The sequence below is a fragment of the Candidatus Enterococcus avicola genome (assembly GCF_047470845.1).
In the GTDB taxonomy this organism is placed as follows: Bacteria; Bacillota; Bacilli; order Lactobacillales; family Enterococcaceae; genus Enterococcus_D; species Enterococcus_D casseliflavus.
The window spans coordinates 1-21,233 of sequence record NZ_JBLGTY010000013.1 but is presented as its reverse complement, the minus strand read 5'-3'; the positions used below and the strand labels follow the sequence as shown (position 1 = coordinate 21,233).

Sequence of the window (21,233 nt, the reverse complement as noted above, 5' to 3'; positions counted from 1 at the left end):
AATTCTTGATAAAACGATCCTTAGAATTGAAGCGAACCTTACAAGTTAGACCAAAAAATCTAATCTTGAGGATCACGACAAAACGAGGATCGTTTTTTCATTTAACCAATCTTTTTGTATTTCCCTCTGGCACCAGATTAAGAGAATGGTATAATCATAATCAATGAGACAAAGGAGGAAGCAAGATGGAGAAAAAAGAAGAACAGCTTTTAATAGACCTAACGACTGCACGTGGGGTTCCTGGGAATGAGGAGGAAGTGCGTGAAGTCTTTAAAGAATATGCCAAAGACTTTGCTGAAGATATCTTTTTTGATGGTTTAGGAAGTGTCATTGCCAAACATGTTGGTGATGGCGGTGGACCGAAAATTTTTATATCGGGACATATGGATGAAGTCGGCTTTATGGTAACTAAAATCACAGAAAAAGGCTTTATTGAATTCCAGACCCTTGGTGGTTGGTGGGGGCAAGTGATGCTGGCACAGCAAGTCGAGATCAAAACCAATGAAGGCAAATTGATCCACGGTGTCGTCGGTTCAAAACCACCCCATGTCTTGAGTCCAGAGACTCGAAATAAACCGTATGATATCAAAGATATGTTCATTGATATCGGCGCTTCAAGTGAAGAAGAAGCCAAAGGCTGGGGGATCCGTCCGGGAGATATGATCACCCCTTATATCCAATACAAACGGATGAACGACAGCAAATTTTTATTAGCCAAAGCATGGGACAATCGCATCGGTACGGCGGTATCACTGCGGGTATTAGAAACCTTGGCAGCCGAAGGACATCCCAACTGCTTGTTTGCTGGCAGTGACGTGATGGAAGAAGTTGGCCTAAGAGGGGCGCGAACAAGCACTCACTTAGTGAATCCCGATATCGCGATCGCACTAGATACTGGTACCGCTGGGGACACACCTGGAATGACACCAAAAGAAGCGGATTCTGTGTTAGGCAAAGGCCCACAAGTCCTGATTTTCGATGCTTCCATGATTCCTCACAAGAAATTATTGAATTTTGTGATCGATGTCGCAGAAGAGATGGAAATTCCTTTCCAATATACCGTGATCACTGGTGGAGGAACCGATGCTGGTCAAATGCATTTGACTCGTGATGGGGTCCCTTCGATCGCTATTACCGTGCCAGTTCGTTACCTGCATTCTCATACTTCTGTCATTCATGAGGATGACTACTTCAATACAGTCAAGCTTGTGACGGAAGTGGTTCGCCGCTTAGACGATAAGACCGTTAAAGCATTGCGCAGTTATTAAGGTGAGTCTATGAGATCAAATACAATGATTCGAGAGACCGCCAAAAACTCCTTGCGCGGATTCTGGGGAACGTTCGTCTTAAGTATTTTAGCGACGGTTGCGGTACAAGCGGTGGTCAGCTCGCTTTTTAGTAGTATTGGGACTTCTTTTGGTGCAAACAATGCAGGGAGCTGGATCGATCTGATCTTGGACAATTTTGTCTTCTTTGCGTTTTCGGTAGCATTGAGTATCATGGCGCTCTATCTGGTTCGTGGTAGAGGAATCAAGGTGGGGGATATTTTTCTAGTCTTTGATAAGCGTCTGTATGTACCGTTTTTGCTACTAAATTTAGTGAGCGCGCTTTTAAATTATCTTTTGAGTTTTGCGATTTTCTTGCCGCAGTTTGTCTTATCAGGACTCAATCAATATTTGGACTTGGTATTCAATTTTAATCGGGGAATCTCTATTGATTTGGCGATGTTTAATGGCTCCCTGGCTTTTGTACTCGGGACTTTTCTCGCCATCATTTTGTTCTTCTTTTTGTCACAAGTCGTTACTGGTGTGATCCAATTAGCGATCTATCTGCGCTATGATCAACCGGAATTAGGGGTTCTTCAGTCAATTAAAGTGGCCTTTGCGCTCTTGCGTCCACATCTGGGTCAATACATTTGGCTACAGTTATCATTGATTGGTTGGTTTATTCTCGGCTTTTTGGCACTGATGATCGGGATGCTATGGGCAAACGCCTACGCTTATGCAGTCAATGCAGTATTTTATGAGGAATTGATCAATGAACAACGAGCGATGATCAGATAAACAAAAAAGACGACGGCCCATTGGTCTGGCTCCCTGCAGATAGAGTAAAAAACTCATTCATAGGGTTCTACCAATAGACGTCGTTTTTTTCTCGTTTTCTCGATCTTTTTTTGCAAAAAAATGGTCGGATTTTAGTCAAATCAGCTGAGATGTGATAGCATAAAAGAAGTAGAAAACCAGCTTGAGCCAAAGAGGAGGAAACACAAGTGAAAATAACTGTCTTAGGTTGTTTAGGTGCCTATCCGTATAATGGTGAAGGGACTACTGGCTATTTAATTGAGTCGGAAGGCTTTCATTTGCTGCTTGATGCGGGAAGCACCACCTTGGTCCAACTAGAAAAAATCCTTGATCCCTTAGACTTAGATGCAGTGATTCTGACGCATTACCATCACGATCATATTGCGGATCTAGGGGTATTGCAATACTATTGGCAATTATATCCAGGAAACGAAGAACGCCAGGTTTTGCCAATCTACGGACATGGGGAGGACACAGTTCATTTTGAAAGCCTGACGATGCCTGGAGTGACTCAAGGAATTGATTACCTCCAAACGGAGTCATTGGAATTGGGCCCGTTTACCATTACCTTTATGAAAACGATCCATCCAGTCACTTGCTACGCCATGCGATTTGTTGAGAAAAGTACAGGCAAGGTTTTTGTTTTTACAGGCGATTCTGGCTACTTAGAATCTTTTGTTCCGTTTGCACAAGGAGCTGACCTGTTTTTGGCAGATACCTATCTTTTTGCAGGCAATGAGCGGCACAAGGCTCATTTTACGTCAAAAGAAGCAGGCGAGATTGCCCATGCGGCGCAGGTAAAAAAATTAATGTTGACGCATTTGCCGCAACACGGTGATTTAGAACAGTTACGAGAAGAGGCTGCACTAGCTGCCAATGGGATCCCCGTTGAATTGGCGGCTGTTCAAAAAATAATTGAAATCATCTAATTAGGAGGAACGAATAGTATGCTTTTTGTACCGAACGAACTGAATGACCCACGCATCAATTTAGCCATCGAGATTTTTCTTCTTCAAGAAATGAAAGTGGATGAACCCATCTTACTTTTTTACATTAATGAACCATCGATTATCATTGGACGCAATCAAAATACGATCGAAGAGATCAATAAGGAGTATGTGGATGAACATGGGATCCATGTCGTTCGTCGTTTCAGCGGCGGCGGTGCAGTCTATCATGATTTCGGAAACTTGAATTTCAGCTTTATTATGCCTGACGATGGGAATTCTTTCAGAGATTTTGAAAAACTGACCAAACCAATCGTCCAAGCTTTACATGAGATGGGGGTTGAAGGGGCGCAACTAAAAGGCCGCAACGACCTTGTGATCAATGACATGAAATTTTCTGGGAATGCGATGTACGCAACAAATGGCCGGATGTTTGCTCATGGCACGATCATGTTTGACAGTGATATCAATGAAGTAGTCAACGCCTTGAAAGTCCGTAAAGACAAAATCGAATCAAAAGGCATCAAATCGATCCGTTCAAGAGTGACCAACATCAAACCATTCTTGCCAAAAGAGAAGCAAGACATGACGACTGAAGAGTTCCGTCAAGAAATCTTATTGAAGATTTTTGGTGTCGATTCCGTGGAAGACGTCAAAACCTATGAACTAACAGAAGAGGATTGGGTCAAGATCAATGAGATTTCCGATAAGTATTATCGTAACTGGGATTGGAATTACGGCAAATCACCAGCCTTTGATATCGAACGCCGTCATCGATTCCCGATCGGCTCCATCGAAGTTCGTTTAAATGTGGCAGAAGGAAAAATCACAGATGCCAAAATCTTTGGCGACTTTTTCGGCCTAGGGGACATTGCAGATGTAGAACAAGCCCTGATCGGTACTCGTTATGCCAAAGAAGATTTGGCACAAGTCATTGCCAACATTGATGTCAAAAAATATTTTGGCAACATCACGCCTGAAGATTTTCTTTCATTGATTTATTAATCAAAAAACGAAGCAGCCTTTTCCATCTGGCTGCTTCGTTTTTTATTAGTATGCGCGGGCGATCCAAACGGTGTGTTTGGCAGGTTTCCCGCTGACGATATCGACCGTTTTTTCCATTGGCGCTTCAAACGGAATGTTTCGGGTAGTAAAGGCAGTTTCTTCTTTGATTTTGGCTTCGGTTTCTTCCGAGCCGTCCCAACCGATCAAAACAAAACCAGTCACTTTGTCTTCTTGTTTGCACGTTTCGATATGGGCTTTTAGTTCATCCAATGTATCGATGTTGGTGTACTCATTTTCTTTGTTTCGTTCCTTCGCAGCTGCTAATAAACGTGGAGTCATTGCTTGTAATTCTTGGTCAACAAACGCTTCTAATTCCTCAAGCGCCACCGTTTGCTTGTCAGGTAAGTCACGGACTTTGACCATGACTTTGCCAGCTTCTAAATCTCTTGGGCCACATTCGATTCGCAAGCAAGCGCCTTTTAGTTCCCATTCATTGAATTTATAGCCAGGTGAGTTATCAGAATCATCCAAACGAACACGAATGCCCTTGGCTTTAAAGTTGGCATACAGTTCTTCTAATTTTTCTAAGATGGCTGGATTCTTTTTCCAAGGACCGACTGGTAACAACACAACTTGGGTTGGTGCAATGGTTGGTGGGAAAACTAAACCATTTTCATCGCCATGGGTCATGATCAAGGCACCTAACAAGCGGGTAGAGACACCCCAAGAGGTTGTGTGGGCATGGGTATGCTTGTTTTCTTTCGTTAAATACGTAATATCAAATGCTTCAGCAAATTTTGTCCCCATGTAGTGGCTGGTTCCTGCTTGGACTGCTTTGCCGTCTTTCATCATCGCTTCGATCGAATAAGTATCTACTGCCCCCGCAAAGCGCTCAGATGGGGTTTTTTGTCCACGATAAACAGGGATCGCTAGAAATTCTTCGCAAAGGCGGGCATATTCATCTAAGACTTTCATGGTGCGTTGACGAGCATCTTCTTCATTTTCGTGAGCGGTATGACCTTCTTGCCATAAAAACTCTGAGGTACGCAAGAAAGGCAGTGTTTTCTTTTCCCAACGAAAGACGTTTGCCCATTGATTGATTTCATAAGGCAGGTCACGGTAGGAGTTGATCCAATCAGAAAAGGCAGAGCCGATCATGGTTTCTGAGGTTGGACGCAAGGCCAAAGGTTCTTCCAGTTTTTCGTTGCCGACTTCTGTGACCCAAGGTAATTCAGGGGCAAAGCCTTCGATATGATCCGCTTCCTTCATAAAGAAATTTTGCGGAATCAGCATTGGGAAGTATGCATTGCGAATGCCTTCTTTTTTCAAGAAACGATTGAACTCCTCTTGAATATGTTCCCAAAGTTCGAAACCGTCAGGACGGAAAATAATGGAACCTTTCACTGGGGAGTAAGCCATCAATTCGGCTTTTTGGATCGTTTGGATATACCATTCTGTAAAATCATTTTTTTGTGTCATTGTTTTTCCTCCTTAAAAAAATAAAAAAGCATCTCGTCCTAAAAAAGGACGAAATGCTTGGATTTCGCGGTACCACCTTTGTTGATTATCGATCGGGATAATCCAACTCGTAAAGGATAAGGCCTTTCCACCGACCGTTTTGCGGTCATTGCCATTGGGTAGGTTCATTTTATCAGCGGGTGTCGATTTTTCAGCTGCCATCGACTCTCTAAGACCATCATAAAATTACTATTCCAATGCTTGTTGCTGTTCTTTATCATGCTAAAGCGAAAAAGCGAAAAAAGCAAGAGTTTTTTCGCTTTTTCTTAAAATAGACCGTTTAACGTATCGGAGAAAAGGCAGTCAGTCAAAAGACAGCAGATCCGCTTTAGCGGCAAGTGTTAAACGCAAAAAATGAAAACCATCTGAATCCTCGATACGCAGACTTCCTTGATAGACAAGACAAATTTGTTCCAGCATTTGCACATCGGTATGGATCGCCTGTCGTTTTACTTCATCAGTTTGCAGTTTTTCTGCCTCATCCTCTGTCAAAAGCGGCATTTGACAGTCGATATGTAGCTGTTCTTTTGTGTCAGTCACTTTCAACGAAAGCCTGCGATTTTGAGGATCTGTGACCGAACAGGTGTAGCGGATGGCGTACTCTAAGCAATGGGCGATCAAGGACAGACGATCATTTTCTTCCAATCGTTCCAGTGGTTCCGTGAGGTCATCGCAGGTAAGCGTGATCCTTTTTTGAGCGGCAGTGTGTTGATAATCAGCAAGCAGCATCGTCGTGATCGATTCTTTTTCAACCGCAGGGATCGTTAGCTGCTGCTTGATTTCTTCTTCAATCTCGCAAAGACCTTCATACGCAGCCGCTAGTTGTTCGTCTTCTAACATGTCTTTAATGGTATGGGTTCTCTTTTTGATGATTTGTAAAACTTGCTGCCATTGTGCCGTTTGATCTGGACCGATCGCCTGCTGATTTTCATACAATCGCACTTTGATGTCTGCTGTGTCGATCTGCTTATTTTTGCCTTCACTGGCAAAAAAGAGTTCGAGGAACCCATAACAAGTAAAAATAAGTATCAGTAAGAAAAAGATGATCGAGCGCCAATTGATGTCAGATTGCGGGAGGACTAAAATATCCTGGATATACAAGAACCCATGACCGATTGCCGCGACAACGATCCAAGGTGCACAAAGGACATAAAATTGATTCTTTTTTAACGCCTCATAAATCGCCGCAAACGAAGTCACAAAGGTGCTGGTGATGTTTAACAAAAACAGATAGTTCATGACGACTGGCAAACTTTGTTTTTGAAAAAGTGCCAAAAACATGGCAAAGATCCCGAAGGAGTAGTGAACAAACAACCATTTCTGATAATACTTACGTACGAAGTGCATGTTTGTGTAGTAAAACCCAATCAAAAACATGGGCGTAATAATCGAAAGAAAATTTAACATAAATGAATTCACGATGGGAGAAAAAAGCAGTCCACCCAGCAGATCCCCGAAGCCTGCTTCTAAACCTGCACTTAAGGCAAAGCCACTGAATAAAATGGAAGAGACTTTCAGCTTTCTTTGGTTGATAAAAGAAACGAAGAGATAAAATAAATTAAGGATACAAATAAAACCGGTAAATAGGAGGATATAGATATTCAAAATTGATAGACTAAAAACATAACCGATCAATGCATTGGCAGGACCGAAAAAGACTTCGGCTGGAAAGCCAGAATAGGTGTCGAAAGGACTAGTCACGTAGATCTTCAACGTCTTTCCAACGTAATCCTCTGGCAATGTGATAAAAGATAAGGTTTTGCCAGGATGGTTGAAGGTCAATGAATGTTCGGCAGCTTCATTGGTATAAATTTCTTGATCATCCAGATAGACGGTCATGTGTTGATGATCGCCAATCAGCAGCATCGTTGGATATTTGTATTCGTTGGTCATTTTTCGCTGCATGACAAATCGCTCATTGGCTTTTACGCTAGGTAAATATTTCACATAACGGCTAATAAAAGTAGAATCAGGATTGTCTTCCGCATAAAAAATCCAATCTTCCTTCTTCTCCACGGTATGGTTATCAGAAGTAGGAGATAGGAAGAGTATAAGAAAAAAACCGATGCTTCCTAGCAAAAATAGAACGAGTAGGATAAAGGGAATCCAACGTTTAAAAAAGAACTTGTTATTTAAAAAAAGCATACTTTTTCTCCTATGTTTTTTAATCGCCTTTAGCATAATATAAATAGTAAAATAAAGTCAAATAATAATCAGAAAAAATACGCATAAAAATTCAATGAATCGTTTTTAAATATTTGAAAAAAATTTAAATATGTTATAGAATCAAAAAGAAACTGAGCCTTAGAAGGAGAAAAGAAAATGAAACTTTTGCCAAAACAAAGTATCATGCTCTCACTTTTTGTATTGTTGTTTATGCTGATTTCTGTTTTAGCGGTCGTGATTCCTCATGCGTTTGGTTTCACAATGGCCATCGTTAACAGCGATGCAATGGAACCTACATATTCCGAAGGGACATTACTTTTTGTTAAAAAGGCTTCAGAAGACAATTTGGTCGTTGGTAATGAAGTGACCTATTATGTCGATCATGGCAGACAGATGCGCACACGGCGAATCGTTGCAGTGGGAGAAAACCAATCGGTGCTTTATGCGATCGGTGATAACCAAAGCCAGATGGAACCAAAAGAAATCCAAAAAAGCCAATTGATTGGGCAACCCATTTTTTATATCCCTAAAGTAGGGGCTTGGCTCAATCAAACGACGATCCAGCTTTTTAAAAACATGTATTTCCTTTTCGCAATGTATATTTTAGTGACCACCTTGTTTGTAACGCTCTATCAAATCAAATCTGGATCCATAAAAAAATCAATCATCTCTTAGCCATAAGAAGGAAAAAGCCAAAGAAACACTGCCGTTTCTTTGGCTTTTTCTCTTTTTCCCCTTCATAAGAGCAGTGTTCCAGCGAGGCCGATTATCAGACAAAAAGATAGAAAGAGCATATCGGCGAAAGTGATGCGAAATGACTTGGCGTAGGTTCGCTTTGCCTCGCTGTCAAATCCTCTTGAAAGCATCGCAGTCGCCAAGAGCTCAGACCAACGAATCGATTTGACCAGTAAAGGGATCAGCATCTTGAATGAAAATGGATTGACGGGGATTCCTCTAGAACGCATGCTATTACGGATATTCTGATACTCGGCTGGAATGATGGGCGCAATTTGAAACGCAGCGAGCAGACCGTAGGCAAAAACGGCAGGGAGTCGCAGCTGTTGCTGTAGCGAATAAATCAGCTCATTGATCGTGGTCGATACACTGAAAGAACTGCCCAACATACCAAAGCAATAGATACGGCTCGCCATGTCAAGTCCATAGCGCATAGCTGCTGCTGAGGAGGAGCCACTTTGGTTGTCCTGGTAGTAAAGGAGTCCGGTGAAAAAGACCCCCACAGCTGCCAAGGTCAATGCAGAAACAAGCAAAAGGCTTTTTTTCAAAGTGCGTTCGCTTACAGAAACAGCAAAGAACAGGACACAGAGTAGCAGATTCAATCTGAAATTATTTTGAAAAGAAACCAGTAAGGCGAGTCCTAAAATGGCGAATAACTTGACTGTCGGGTTGAGGGTGCGCATCTATGTCCTCCTTTTCATAATGATTAAAATCAATGATTTGTGAACAAAATGCTTCCAATAATAAGACATCGTGACTAACGATCAAAACCAAGGTGCCGCTTGCGGCTTTTTCGGCTAACAGCTGCATGACCTGCCAAGCTTGCTTGACATCTTGGCCATAGGTCGGTTCATCCACCAACAGTAATTTGACTGGTCGCTGCAATAAAGCTGCTACTGCCAAGCGTCTTTGCTGGCCTTGGCTGAGTAGAAAAGGGGACTGAGTGCTCTTGTTTTGTAGTCGCAATTTTTCCAGCAGTTTGTCACTCTCGGTCGCTGCACGTCCTTGACTAAGCTCCTGTGCCACTGTAGCAGCCAAAAACTGGTCCTGCGGATTTTGCATGATCCAGCTGATGGACCGAAAAGGGGAGGGATGCTTCTTGATTGGATCCCCGCACAGGCGAATGGTTCCTGAGTACGCCTGCTGCTGCAAGATCGCTTTTAAAAACGAAGATTTGCCGCTGCCGCTACGTCCGGTAAGCCCAATCATTGTCCCACTATCAAAGGTAAGATTTGGAAAAACAATCGCTTGGTTACGGATCGGCAGGCGAAAATCTTGAAAAGATAGCCGTTCTTTTGCAGAAAGTTTCTTAATCTCAACAGGCGGTAGTGACCTGCGCAGCTCCTGATCGAGTGTGCGCATCTTTTCTTGATCGACGGATCTGAATCCTTCTTCAATCAGCAGCCACTCAGCTACCCAGTCAGCAGTTTCTTTGATTTGATGGTCGATCAGTAAGATGCCAATGGCATGTTGCTTTTGGAGCTGTCGCAGTTTTCGAATGATTTTTTGACTTGTGTCAGCGTCCAAATTGGCAAATGGTTCATCCAAAAGCAAGTAGCGACTCTTTAAAATCAGACAACAAGCCAATGCTACTAACTGTTTCTCACCGCCAGACAAGGTCGTAAAGGGCTGATCGGCAAGATGGCTGATCTCGCAAAACGTCAAGGATTCCGCTACTTTTTTTGGCATGTCGGCTTGGGGAATACATTGATTTTCAAGACAAAACAGTAGTTCTTCTCGAGGCGTGGCCATACAAAATTGCATATCTGGATTTTGAAACAGTAAGCTGATCGATGTGCTTCTTTCTTGAATGGAAAGCTGGTTTAGCGTTCGGTCATCGATCGTATAGGTTCCTTCTTCAAACCCTTTCTCGTTAAGCCCCGCTAAGAGGTGGAAAAGAGTGCTTTTTCCTGTTCCTGAAGCACCATAGATTCCTTTTGTTTCTCCGGGGGCTAAAGACAGTGTCAGATCAAGCCGTTTTTGATCCACGAAAAAGCAGCCGTTTTTCACGAGCAGGCTCATGCCGCTTCTCGTTTGGCGCTAATGGTTTGGTCTTCAGCAATCGGGTAACTGTTGAGAACGCCCATGCGTGTCAGATGGTCACAGACGATCTTCACCAAAAAGGCGGAAAAGAATAAAGAAGAAAGCAAGCGAATAATAAAAATCACCACCAACAACTGCCATTGCAAATCAACGAAATTTGACCGAATGATCCCCCAAAGAAAACTCGTGATCGTGGCGCCAATGGCACCAGTGATCAAAGGGAACCAGCCATAGCGACGGTAGCCACCTAATGCAAAGCCAGCTTCTGTTCCAATCCCTTGTACAAATCCGCTGATAAAAATAATCGGTCCATAAAAATTCCCCATAAACACTTCTAAAAGTGCGGCGATCATCTCAGTGATCGTCGCTGCGCCCGGTTTGCGCAGCACATAGCCAGCAAAAGCCGCTGCCATGAACCATACCCCGAAAATAAACTCATTCGCTAAAACAGACAAACCAAAGGGTGTTAAAAGCGTACCTAACAACAGCCCAAAATGAACAGCGCCCAAATAGATCACGCCAAAAATCAACGAAGCGATCCCCACCATAATGACATCTTTTAAGACCCATTTAGTCATGCGACACCGCCTTCTTTTTGGAAGGACTGTTGACTGAGACCGTTGCTTCTAACACATAATGGGGAAGATGGTCATGGGCATACGCTAATGCCGCTTCAAAATACCCAAAGAGTTGGTTGGCCGTTCCCGTCAGCATCGTGACATAATGGGCGGAGCGAGGCGCCAAACCATAGGTTTCTGCCAGTTGGACGATGGTGGCGATCTCTTCCATATAATTGTTTTCCCCAAATATATAAAACGAGTATTTACAATCCACGTCAAACGTACCATTCATAAGATTGCTTGCTTTATTGGGTTGTGCCTGTTCTCCATTCAAAAACGCGTCACCTGCAGAATCGCCAGGACAGCCCTTAGAAAAAGTAAACTCACCCACGAGGTGTGTCTTGGATTCGTAAGCGTTGATAAATAGCCCAGCTGCCGCATCGACAACACTTGGGGCTTCCCCTCGGAAAAGGGTGCTGAACAGATCGGTTTGCTGCCAAACAGCTGTTGTATCCGTCCGCTCAATGCTCGCTACGATTTGTTGCGCGAAGTGGTCTTTCATGGGGTACAAACTCACTCGGCACCCAGTGATATCGATCCCGCCTGCGGCACAGGCGATTGGTTCATTTGTCATTTTCTCTTCTCCTCTCGATGGTTTTTCTGTCTACAAAAAAAGCGTTCCTCCTTTTTCTATCCACACGTAGACAGAAAAAAGGGAACGCGAAAAATCATGCGCTGCCACTTCCCTACGTTGGTACTAACCAAATCAGGTTCTAAGGGACCAGACTTACGTCTATCTCAGCATAAAGCGCCCCTAGTGGATAATCTTCTATTCAATTACCCCTCGAGTGTAGCACAGGACCCAGTAAAGGACAATAAAAAGAGATGTTCGACGATTGAAAAAAATCAGCAGAGCAAGTCTTTCAAGGAAATTTCTTCACTGATATCTGTGGTAGTACATATGAAGGTTTTTACATATAAAAAAACAAGTGAAAAAGCGGTTGACAGGTTGCAAATAGTTGTGTAAAGTATAAAACCGATGGTAAAACGTAAACGTTACGTTTTGTTTTTATAAATCGTAATTGATTTATCAGTATTTTACCAAGGGAAAGAAAAAGAGGAAAAATAAAAGGAGTGTAGTTAGAAAATGAAGAAGTTTTTTAAAATAACGATGTTATCAGCAGTAGCCCTCGTATTGGCTGCCTGTGGTCAAGGTGGATCTGACGCTACGGAGCAGTCAGGAAACGCCTCTTCTGAGAATGAACAAATTCAGGTCATGGCCACGTTTTATCCGATGTATGATTTTACACGCCAAGTCGTAGGGGAGGAAGGGCAGGTCGAATTATTGATGCCCGCAGGCACTGATTCCCACGACTACGAACCTTCTGCAAAGGACATGGCAAAGATCCAAGATGCGGATGTCTTTGTCTACAACAATGAAAACATGGAAATGTGGGTTCCTTCGATTGAAGCTACGTTAAATGATGGCGATGTGACAGTGGTCAAAGCCACAGAAGGAATGGTCTTGCTTCCAGGAGACGAGGATCATGATCATGACCACGATCATGGCGATGATGGTCATTCCCATGAATTGGATCCCCATGTTTGGTTAGCACCAAGCTTAGCCATGAAACAAGTAGAGGCGATCCGTGACCAACTAAGTGAGGCTTATCCAGCGAAAGCGACAGCCTTTGCTGAAAATGCTGCGAATTATTTAGCGAAGTTACAAGAGCTCCATGCGTCTTATGAAGAAGCGTTTAGCAATCCAGCGCAAAATCACTTCGTGACCCAGCACGCAGCTTTTGGTTATTTGGCATTGGAATATGGGTTGACCCAAGTACCGATCTCTGGTCTTTCACCAAGCGAGGAACCTTCCGCTTCACGAATCGCAGAACTAAAAGAGTTCGTTCAAGAAACAGGTATCCAAACGATTTACTTTGAAGAAAATGCCAAAGACAGTATTGCACGAACGTTAGCTTCAGAAGCAGGTGTCGAACTGGCTGTCTTGAATCCATTAGAAGGGTTGACCCAAGAACAAATGGATAACGGGGAAGACTATATTTCGATCATGGAACAAAACCGTGATGCCTTGAGAAAAACGACCGATGTAGCAAATGACAAAGAAATAGCGGAAGCCGAAAAAGAAAAAACGGTTTATAACGGCTATTTCGAGGATGCAGATGTTCAAGATCGTCCCTTATCTGATTGGGCAGGGGAATGGCAATCCGTGTATCCATTTTTACAAGACGGAACATTAGACCAAGTGTTTGATTATAAAGCAAAAATGGACAAGAAAATGACGGCTGATGAATACAAAGAGTATTATACGACCGGTTATCAAACAGATGTTGCTCAGATCAAGATCACAGACAATACAATGACGTTTATCTTCGATGATGGTACGAAGAAAGAAGCAAATTATGTGTATACTGGCAAAGAGATTTTGAACTATTCCGCTGGTAATCGTGGCGTACGTTTCTTGTTTGAAAGCACTGACGAAGATGCGGCATTCAAATACATCCAATTCAGCGACCATATGATCGCACCAAGTGCGTCCCATCATTTCCATATCTACTTCGGCAATGATAGTCATGAAGCCTTATTAGAAGAAATGGATCATTGGCCAACCTATTATCCAACTGGGATGAGCGGATTAGAAATTGCACAGGAAATGCTTTCCCATTAAAAAAAAGATTGACAATCCTCGCTCTTTTCGTCAAAGTAAACTTGATAGGAAGGAGCGAGAATTTTTTTGGAAAAAACATTGAAGAAATTAGCGAAAGTGATTGACCGTATGATGGATCACGTTGATTTATATGGCGGACCAAGTGTGGTTAGTGACGACGATCTTGAACACTACTTAGATCCTGTTTTTTACTTGATCTTTTGCGCGGAAACAGATGGTGGCATGACTAAATTAAAAGACAAAGTCTTTGTCGAATCGGTGTACACCGAAATGCTGCCTCAAGAAGTACCGTACAGTTTAAATTTTCTTCCGTTTGCCAAAACAGCCATTGAAGACTTTTATTACTGCATGTATAAAGAAAAGCATATCACCAAATCACAATACCAAGAAATCGCCTTTGTATTGGCTGAAAAACAACCTATCTTTTTCGCACGGATGTCCAAACCCCAGTTTTGGTCAGCTGAAAAGAAAGAAGCGATGTTAGCGATGATTCAAGACACCGATCCTGAAGAACATGAACTATTGCCCGTTGATGACCCGCGTATTGCTGCAATCTCGCCAAAAATCGTCCCATTTCCAACGAAACATACGGCCTTTGATGAAGCGGCGAATAGACCAGTCGCCTATCAGATCCGTATTGATTTAGAAGGATACCGTCCGCCAATTTGGCGTCGTTTGATCATTCCTGCAGGGCTGACTTATGAGCAGCTGCATATTTTGATCCAGATTGCCTTTGAGTGGATGAATCAACATTTGTACTTGTTTATTGCCGGTTCGAAATCGATCGGCTTAGGCAATTCCGTACCAACGGATGCTTCCGGTATTGACCAAGATTTTCAGTATTGCAAGTCCATGACCTACATTTATGATATGGGGGCAGATTGGACACATAAGATCAAAATTGAAAAAGTGTTGACCACAGAAGATCACCCAGATCCCGTCGTTCCAGTTTGTATCAAAGCTGTTGGCGACGTTCCGATCGAAGATGCCTTTGATGACGATTTCCGAGAACCACTGGATCGCGAGATCATCAATGAAATGTTACTCGATTATTGGGAAACAGGAGAATATGTTTAGCGATCAGCTAGAAGACTGTACCGTAATTTTGCAAGACTATCAATGACAACCACCAGACCCTAGCGGTTCTGGTGGTTTTTTAGTCTTCTGTCAAAGACGCTTCTTGATATATTCTGTCATCGGTTTTGTGTAGCTCGAGAAGTTTTTGGTTTGAGATCGTCCATCATTGATCCGATTGGCTAGGAGATAACCGATATAAGGCCCGGTCGTTAACCCAGAAGAACCAAGTCCACTGGCGGCGAACAAATTCGTTTCATCAGGTACTTCCCCAAAGAACGGCGCAAAATCAGAAGTATAGGCACGTGTGCCAACGCGCATGGTCACAGGCGTGGCAAAGAGTGCTTCGGGATCTTCAAGAAAAGCACCGATTCCTGTCATCAATTGCTGCTTGGCAGCTTTCGTAGGCGTCAGATCCCAACCAGCATCATTTTCATGCGTAGCGCCTAATAAAATTTGACCATTTGAGAAGGGGATCAAGTCGCCTTCACCCTCTAGCATGGCGACTGGCCAATTATCTGTCGGCAAGTTGGCAGCAAAGGAAAGCAATTGGCCTTTTTGCGGACGAATATCAACGTGATACCCCAAAGGTGATAACAAGTCTAACAATCCAGGTCCAGCTGTCAGACAAAGAACCTCCGCCTCAAGGAGTTGATCCTTTGCTTTGATTTGCCAGTGGCTGTCCTTTCTTAAAATCTCGGCTTTTTCTTCGATAAAAGTCACTTGCTGCTGTAAGGCAACTCCTTTTACGTGCGCAAGATAAGCACGACCATCTAAACGACCACCCCCTGAGATCCGTAATGAGGGCATTTCCTTCAATAATGGCAGTGCCTCTTTGGTTTGTGGTCCTGTCAGTAACTCGATCTCGCCGATTTCTGGGGCTTCTTTGCGGCGACTTACAGCCAGATCTGTTAGCTCCTGAAGCGCGTTTTCGGGACGCACCACCAACGTGCCACAGGGGGCATAGATGGATTCATCTAATGCAAAATCCCGCACCAATTGTGGGAAAAACGCGGCACCGTCTTGTGCAAGCTGGTACCATTTTTTATTGCGGCGTTTGGAGAGCCAAGGGGAGATGATGCCAGCACTAGCAGACGTTGCTTGTCCGATAAGTGAATCAACGACAGTCACGTCAAATTTGGTTTTATCAAGATAATTGGCGAGGGTCAATCCAATGATCCCACCGCCGATAATCACAACTTTTTTCATAGTAGAAGACTCCTTTGGTTGATTTCAATGAAAAGCGAATAAAAAGCGAAAGTTCTCTTAATGCCGTTTTCTTTGCGTACTTAATTGCGTATAATAAGGAAATGGAAAAGAGGGTATTATGCAAACTATTCAAACAGTCTTAAAAGAACATTTTGGCTATTCACAGTTTCGTGAAGGTCAAGAGACGATTATTCAATCTATTTTAACACAACAAAATGTTTTGGGAATCATGCCTACTGGTGGCGGGAAATCGATTTGTTATCAGTTGCCAGCGCTCTTGCTGGATGGGGTCACCTTGGTGATTTCCCCTTTGATTTCTTTAATGAAAGATCAAGTAGACAGCCTCGTTGATATGGGGATCCCTGCTGCTTACATCAATTCTTCCTTGACCGGAGCACAGATCAATCAACGCTTGCAAGAAGCTCGCCAAGGACGAATCAAGCTGCTGTACGTTTCTCCAGAACGTCTGGACTCAGAAGCTTTTCGCTATTCGCTGCGGCAGATGCCGATCGCTTTGTTAGCCGTTGATGAGGCCCACTGTATTTCCCAATGGGGCCACGATTTTCGCCCGAGCTATCTGCGGCTCGCCGAAACGATCGACAATTGGGAACAAAAGCCCACGATCGTAGCCCTTACCGCAACAGCTACGCCCAAAGTTGCCGAAGATATCGAAAATTTACTTTCGATTCCAGCTGAAAATCAAGTCAAGACCGGCTTTGCGCGGGAAAATTTGGCTTTTCAAGTCGTCAAGGATCAAAAAGATACCTACATAACGACGTATTTGAAAATGAACCAAGGACAATCAGGTATTATTTACGCCAGCACCCGCAAAGAAGTGGAACGAATCTATCACCTGTTGAAGCATGAACACGTGTCAGTCGGGTATTACCATGGCGGGCTTTCAGAAGAAGAGCGCTCCTTTTTCCAAGAAGAATTTCTCTATGACCGCCTACAAGTGATGGTAGCCACCAATGCATTCGGAATGGGAATCAACAAAAGCAACGTCCGCTTCGTGATCCATGCCCAGATACCAGGTAATTTGGAGTCTTATTATCAAGAAGCAGGACGTGCTGGACGAGATGGGGAACCTAGTGATGCGATCTTGCTTTATGCGCCGCAAGACATGCAGATCCAGCAATTCTTTATCGATCAATCCGAATCAGACATTCTTTATCGCCAAAACGAATACTTGAAGTTGCGGGAGATGAGCCAATACGGACATACCCAACTGTGTTTGCAGCGCTATATTTTGCGTTATTTCGGAGAAGATGGTCCCGATTGCGGTCGTTGCAGCAATTGTCTTGATGAAAGAGAACAAGTGGATATCACAGTGGATACACAAAAAGTGTTGTCATGTGTGAAACGAATGGGCGAACGCTTTGGGAAAGCCTTGGTGGGGAAAGTGCTAACTGGCTCAGGCGATCAAAAAGTCAAACAGTGGGGCTTTGAAAAGTTAACAACTTATGGATTAATGAAAGATTGGTCCCAAAAGGAAGTCAATCAGCTGATCGATTATTTAACAGCATCAGGGTATCTTTTGCCGTCTGAAGGGCAATACCCGTTGTTAAGTGTGACCAATGCGGGGATTGATGTGTTGCTTGGAAAAGCAAAAGTTTATAGAAAACAAACCAAAGTCAAACAGTTAGTGGTGGATGATGAGCTATTCGATCAACTGCGCACCTTACGATTGAATCTCGCACAAGAACAAAATTTGCCGCCGTATGTGGTTTTTTCTGATAAAACACTGCGAGAGCTGGCAGAAGTCCAGCCAAAAACACCGATCGAGTTTTTACAGATCAAAGGAGTTGGCCAAAATAAGTTGGATAAGTATGGCGACGCCTTTTTAGCATTGCTTTCTGAATACGAAAAGACGGAAAGTGACTAAAACAGACATTTTTCTAAGATAAGACAAAAAAGACAGCAGGAAGGGAGGAAACATCAGTGATTACGATTCGACCGGCAGTAGCTGCAGATCAAGCATTTTGGTTTTCTTTGGATACTCACTTGCCAACGGAAGTCTTCGCCAAAAAGATAATGGAAAAAACTGCTTATGTTGTAGTTGCAGACGACCAGCCAGTAGGGTTGCTACGCTACAATTTTTTCTGGGACACGATTCCTTTTTGTACCATGTTAGTGATCGCAGAAGCGCATCAAGGCAAGGGACTCGGGAAACGGTTGGTTACTTATTGGGAACAACAGCAAAAAGCAGCTGGCCACGCTCTTTGCTTGACTTCCACACAAGTCGACGAGCAGGCACAGCATTTCTATCGCAAACTCGGTTACCAAGATGCCGGTGGGTTACTTTTGACAAGACCTGGATTTGAACAGCCGATGGAATTGTTCCTTGTCAAACAGTTGTGATGTTTCTGCCAGCTTATGGTACATTGATAGGAGAACAAAAAAATAGGAGCGTTTAACATGTCTTTTTTTGGAAAAATCGATTTCAATGAGTTATCAGAGACCGATCGTGCAATCTATCATTACATGTCCAGCCAAAGTGATAAAATTCCTTACATGCGTGTCCGGGAGATCGCGCTTGAATCACACACTTCAGCTTCTTCGGTCATGCGCTTTATCCGTAAATTAGGGTACGAAAGCTTTACGGAGTTTCGTACCCAGTTTAAAGTTCCTGAATTAGATGCCGTTAGTTTTTATAGCAGCATGAATGTCCTGAATGCTGAACATTTTCCGCGAGATATTGAAGGAAAGATTCGTCGGATCGCAGAAAGAATGTTGGAATGCGACAACATCATTTTTTATGGTATCGGTGCCTCTGGTTCCATGTGTGAATACGCTGCCCGCCGTTTTGCTACGATTGGGTTTAATAGCTATGCATTAGTGGATAATACGTACCCCATTTTTGCTAAGCTGAAGCATACTTCGGATAATATGATCGTCGTCCTTTCCATCACGGGAACGACTACCGAGATCATTGAAGTCGTCAATGGGTTTCGTAACAATCCAGACTTCACCACGGTAGCGATCACCAGTGACGCCAATAGCACTCTGGGACGAATGTCCGATTATGTCTTGGACTATTCAGTTGATGTAAAACGCATCAACAAGTATGAAGATTTGACGACGCAAATCCCTTGTCTTTTCTTAGTGGAAGCTTTATCAGAGACGGTTCGTCAGTTTTCGTTAACAGCAGAAGAATTGTAAACGGATTTTTCTCTTTATTCACATGTAAATCAACAAACAGCTTCATTCCATCAAAAGGGATTCCTTTGATGGAATGATTCGGCTGTTTGTTTTTTTATTAGGAAAAAGAGAAAAAAATAGGTTTAGGTATCGTTAAAAGTCGACTTGAAAAGTTTGCTGTTTGAAAAAAAGTAAAGTGACAAGCAAGGGGGAATGAGGGTTGAGATAAAGTGTGCAGTAAAAAAATGACTTGAATTCGTGTCATTTTCAATAGATTTTTATAGAATGACGAGTATTTTGGAAGGAATGAGCCACGAAAGATAACGAAGATTCACAATATTCACCATTCGATGAAGAATGTGAATTTTATCAAAAGTCAAACAACGATATAATAAATAGAACATGTTTGAAAACCATCGTTTTTGGGATTATAAAAGGATTTGCAAGAAATACAGGAGAAAACCATTTTAAAGCATGGTTTACCAGCCTTATTAAAAATATCGCTCAAAATAAAATAACACGTCTCAAAAACGATGGTTTTTGAAGTGAATTCTATAAAAGGAGGAGGGAGAATGAACATCAAAGGTGCGCCTTTTCGAGCAAAACTTCTAAAAGGCTTTCTCGTCTTATGGGTCGCTTGCAGCTTTCCAATAACAAGCTTCAGCAATGAGCTGCGATCAACCGAAACAGATGGGACCGTGCAGTATACAGGAGTATATGAACCGCTAGATCCCCCAGTACCGTCACCGCCAACAGGACCAGTTCCACGTCCGCCGCAAGACACGGTGAAGCCGGGGGGAGAACTGCCTCAGACTAACACCGTTCAGCGATTGGATTGGGTGATCCTAGGCGGTCTTTTGCTAATTATCGCGCTTGACTTATATGTGTTAAAACAAATCATTCGAAAAGGAAAAGTTGCATCCCCTGACTGGGGATAGCGTCCATTAAACAAACAAGAGAATGACATTTAGGAGTGAATGGGATGAACTCATTTTTTCGTAAAAAAAATAAAGGATTGCTGGTTTTGCTTGTCTTACTCCCACTGATTACGACGTTCACGATCATGAATGCCGAGACGATTTTTTCGTGGACCCCAGAGAATGAGCAAGAGGAAAAATCAGCTGAAGACGTAATCGGAGAAATTTCTTTTCCAGAAGAAATGATCCAAGGAGAAGTCGATCATGTACTAGATTTTATCTTCTACTCAGAAGATGCCCTTGAAACGGTGGACCTCGCTTTGCCTGAACAAGTAATCATCGATCAGGAATCATTGATTGAGGGGCTAACTGCTGTAGAAACAGAAAACGAAGGTGTGTGGCAGCTGATCAGCGAGACCCCACAAACCACCTTTGTCTTACCGATTATTGTGGATACGATCGGAGAATATGAGATCATCGTTGCCGATTCTGCGTCACAACGGCTTCTGATAGTTGAAAACACGGTGATTGAAGATATTGATCAAGACGAAGATGAAAATGATTCTGCGGAATCTGCACCAGAGGAAGAAGTAGACGAGGCTTCGGATGAGGCAGCGAAAGAGGCGGAAGTGGATGATAGAAGTGATCAGATGGTCGAAGTGACGATTGACAAAAACAATTTTAGAGAACACTTTGATGTCCAAGGCACTGCTACTTACAATGAAGAAACTGGGCTATTAGTCTTGACAGAAGATATCACTTGGTCAGTCGGTTATGTTACCTTAAAAGACAGAATTAGTCTGGATCAGCCATTTACGCTTAAAGGTAGAGCTAATATAGGGGCTAAACTGAATGGTGCTGATGGGATGGCGTTTGGCTTTCACAATTCTGAGACTCACATAAGAGGTCACGAAGGCAATGCGTTTGGAATTGGAGGATTGAGGGATGCTTTTGCTTTTAAGCTAGACAATAACTATAATGATACTCGAGGTTTTTTTGACGAGAATAGGTTTATTGTTGAAAGGGACCCTATAGCTGTCGGCGGAGCACCCTTTGCTGGCTTTATCTATCATATGAATAGGCTACACTTAACTAGACAGAAAAGATAAGGTGTGTAAAATATAAGAAAACACACTGGAGGAAATATCACA

Annotated in this window: 19 protein-coding genes, 1 riboswitch and 1 other annotated feature; of the genes, 12 read left to right on the top strand and 7 right to left on the bottom strand. The window is 43.0% G+C overall.

Going from position 1 to position 21,233, the window contains the following annotated elements:
- Nucleotides 1–185 precede the first annotated feature (185 nt).
- The 4 genes from ACI3E5_RS11475 to lplA all read left to right on the top strand — a co-directional run bounded on the left by ACI3E5_RS11475 (nt 186) and on the right by lplA (nt 4,033).
- Complete coding sequence (locus ACI3E5_RS11475) at nt 186–1,268, top strand: M42 family metallopeptidase (RefSeq protein ID WP_010749523.1); 1,083 nt, start codon at nt 186–188, stop codon at nt 1,266–1,268.
- 9 nt (nt 1,269–1,277) lie between these two features.
- Entirely contained in the window at nt 1,278–2,063 is a 786-nt protein-coding gene (locus tag ACI3E5_RS11470; protein WP_225001005.1) for a DUF975 family protein, read from the top strand.
- 206 nt (nt 2,064–2,269) lie between these two features.
- A complete protein-coding gene (locus tag ACI3E5_RS11465) occupies nt 2,270–3,010 on the top strand; it encodes an MBL fold metallo-hydrolase (protein WP_005229857.1) in 741 nt (246 codons plus the stop codon).
- Between the two features lie 18 nt (nt 3,011–3,028).
- Nucleotides 3,029–4,033 (top strand): lipoate--protein ligase, encoded by a 1,005-nt coding sequence (gene lplA / locus ACI3E5_RS11460; RefSeq protein ID WP_015509943.1) that lies wholly within the window; start codon nt 3,029–3,031, stop codon nt 4,031–4,033.
- A 45-nt stretch (nt 4,034–4,078) separates the two neighbouring features.
- Here the strand turns inward: lplA and proS are convergent, their stop codons facing one another.
- Both proS and ACI3E5_RS11450 read right to left on the bottom strand, forming a co-directional pair.
- Nucleotides 4,079–5,512: a proline--tRNA ligase gene (gene proS / locus ACI3E5_RS11455; RefSeq protein WP_325844987.1), complete on the bottom strand. Its 1,434-nt coding sequence runs from the start codon at nt 5,510–5,512 to the stop codon at nt 4,079–4,081.
- A 41-nt stretch (nt 5,513–5,553) separates the two neighbouring features.
- Nucleotides 5,554–5,758: a binding site (T-box leader), on the bottom strand.
- A 96-nt stretch (nt 5,759–5,854) separates the two neighbouring features.
- The gene (locus ACI3E5_RS11450) at nt 5,855–7,696 is read right to left on the bottom strand and encodes a hypothetical protein (RefSeq protein WP_498855871.1); all 1,842 of its coding nucleotides are present in this window, start codon (nt 7,694–7,696) and stop codon (nt 5,855–5,857) included.
- A 177-nt stretch (nt 7,697–7,873) separates the two neighbouring features.
- Between ACI3E5_RS11450 and ACI3E5_RS11445 the strand changes: the two genes are divergently transcribed.
- Nucleotides 7,874–8,392, top strand: a complete 519-nt coding sequence (locus ACI3E5_RS11445) for a S24/S26 family peptidase (protein ID WP_010749528.1) — start codon at nt 7,874–7,876, stop codon at nt 8,390–8,392.
- A gap of 62 nt (nt 8,393–8,454) precedes the next feature.
- Here ACI3E5_RS11445 and ACI3E5_RS11440 read toward each other — a convergent pair whose 3' ends face one another.
- The 4 genes from ACI3E5_RS11440 to ACI3E5_RS11425 are packed head-to-tail and all read right to left on the bottom strand — an operon-like array spanning nt 8,455 to nt 11,689.
- A complete protein-coding gene (locus ACI3E5_RS11440) occupies nt 8,455–9,135 on the bottom strand; it encodes an energy-coupling factor transporter transmembrane component T (protein ID WP_017144391.1) in 681 nt (226 codons plus the stop codon).
- Nucleotides 9,062–10,474 (bottom strand): ABC transporter ATP-binding protein, encoded by a 1,413-nt coding sequence (locus ACI3E5_RS11435; protein ID WP_325844989.1) that lies wholly within the window; start codon nt 10,472–10,474, stop codon nt 9,062–9,064. The genes ACI3E5_RS11440 and ACI3E5_RS11435 overlap by 74 nt, the downstream gene beginning before the upstream one ends.
- The gene (locus tag ACI3E5_RS11430; protein ID WP_010749530.1) at nt 10,471–11,073 is read right to left on the bottom strand and encodes an ECF transporter S component; all 603 of its coding nucleotides are present in this window, start codon (nt 11,071–11,073) and stop codon (nt 10,471–10,473) included. Before ACI3E5_RS11430 ends, ACI3E5_RS11435 begins: the two co-directional genes overlap by 4 nt.
- Nucleotides 11,066–11,689: a YkoF family thiamine/hydroxymethylpyrimidine-binding protein gene (locus ACI3E5_RS11425; protein WP_325844990.1), complete on the bottom strand. Its 624-nt coding sequence runs from the start codon at nt 11,687–11,689 to the stop codon at nt 11,066–11,068. Before ACI3E5_RS11425 ends, ACI3E5_RS11430 begins: the two co-directional genes overlap by 8 nt.
- Before the next feature lie 92 nt (nt 11,690–11,781).
- Nucleotides 11,782–11,881, bottom strand: a riboswitch (TPP riboswitch).
- A 321-nt stretch (nt 11,882–12,202) separates the two neighbouring features.
- On the opposite strand from ACI3E5_RS11425, the gene ACI3E5_RS11420 reads away from it, so the two are divergent.
- Nucleotides 12,203–13,741: a metal ABC transporter solute-binding protein, Zn/Mn family gene (locus ACI3E5_RS11420; protein ID WP_325844991.1), complete on the top strand. Its 1,539-nt coding sequence runs from the start codon at nt 12,203–12,205 to the stop codon at nt 13,739–13,741.
- Nucleotides 13,742–13,807: 66 nt separating this feature from the next.
- Complete coding sequence (locus ACI3E5_RS11415) at nt 13,808–14,818, top strand: plasmid pRiA4b ORF-3 family protein (protein ID WP_015509935.1); 1,011 nt, start codon at nt 13,808–13,810, stop codon at nt 14,816–14,818.
- A 90-nt stretch (nt 14,819–14,908) separates the two neighbouring features.
- Here ACI3E5_RS11415 and ACI3E5_RS11410 read toward each other — a convergent pair whose 3' ends face one another.
- Entirely contained in the window at nt 14,909–16,024 is a 1,116-nt protein-coding gene (locus tag ACI3E5_RS11410; protein ID WP_325844993.1) for an NAD(P)/FAD-dependent oxidoreductase, read from the bottom strand.
- A gap of 118 nt (nt 16,025–16,142) precedes the next feature.
- Between ACI3E5_RS11410 and recQ the strand changes: the two genes are divergently transcribed.
- The 5 genes from recQ (at nt 16,143) to ACI3E5_RS11385 (ending at nt 21,191) form a co-directional block, all read left to right on the top strand.
- Complete coding sequence (gene recQ, locus ACI3E5_RS11405; protein WP_325844994.1) at nt 16,143–17,909, top strand: DNA helicase RecQ; 1,767 nt, start codon at nt 16,143–16,145, stop codon at nt 17,907–17,909.
- 56 nt (nt 17,910–17,965) lie between these two features.
- Nucleotides 17,966–18,385: a GNAT family N-acetyltransferase gene (locus tag ACI3E5_RS11400; protein WP_325844995.1), complete on the top strand. Its 420-nt coding sequence runs from the start codon at nt 17,966–17,968 to the stop codon at nt 18,383–18,385.
- Nucleotides 18,386–18,442: 57 nt separating this feature from the next.
- Nucleotides 18,443–19,186, top strand: coding sequence for a MurR/RpiR family transcriptional regulator (locus tag ACI3E5_RS11395; protein ID WP_015509932.1), 744 nt, complete (start codon nt 18,443–18,445; stop codon nt 19,184–19,186).
- Between the two features lie 551 nt (nt 19,187–19,737).
- On the top strand, nt 19,738–20,103 hold the full coding sequence (locus ACI3E5_RS11390) for an EF2685/EF0750 family sortase-dependent surface protein (protein ID WP_325844998.1): 366 nt from the start codon (nt 19,738–19,740) through the stop codon (nt 20,101–20,103).
- A gap of 44 nt (nt 20,104–20,147) precedes the next feature.
- Nucleotides 20,148–21,191, top strand: a complete 1,044-nt coding sequence (locus ACI3E5_RS11385) for a lectin-like domain-containing protein (protein ID WP_498821714.1) — start codon at nt 20,148–20,150, stop codon at nt 21,189–21,191.
- The last annotated feature ends 42 nt before the right edge of the window (nt 21,192–21,233 follow it).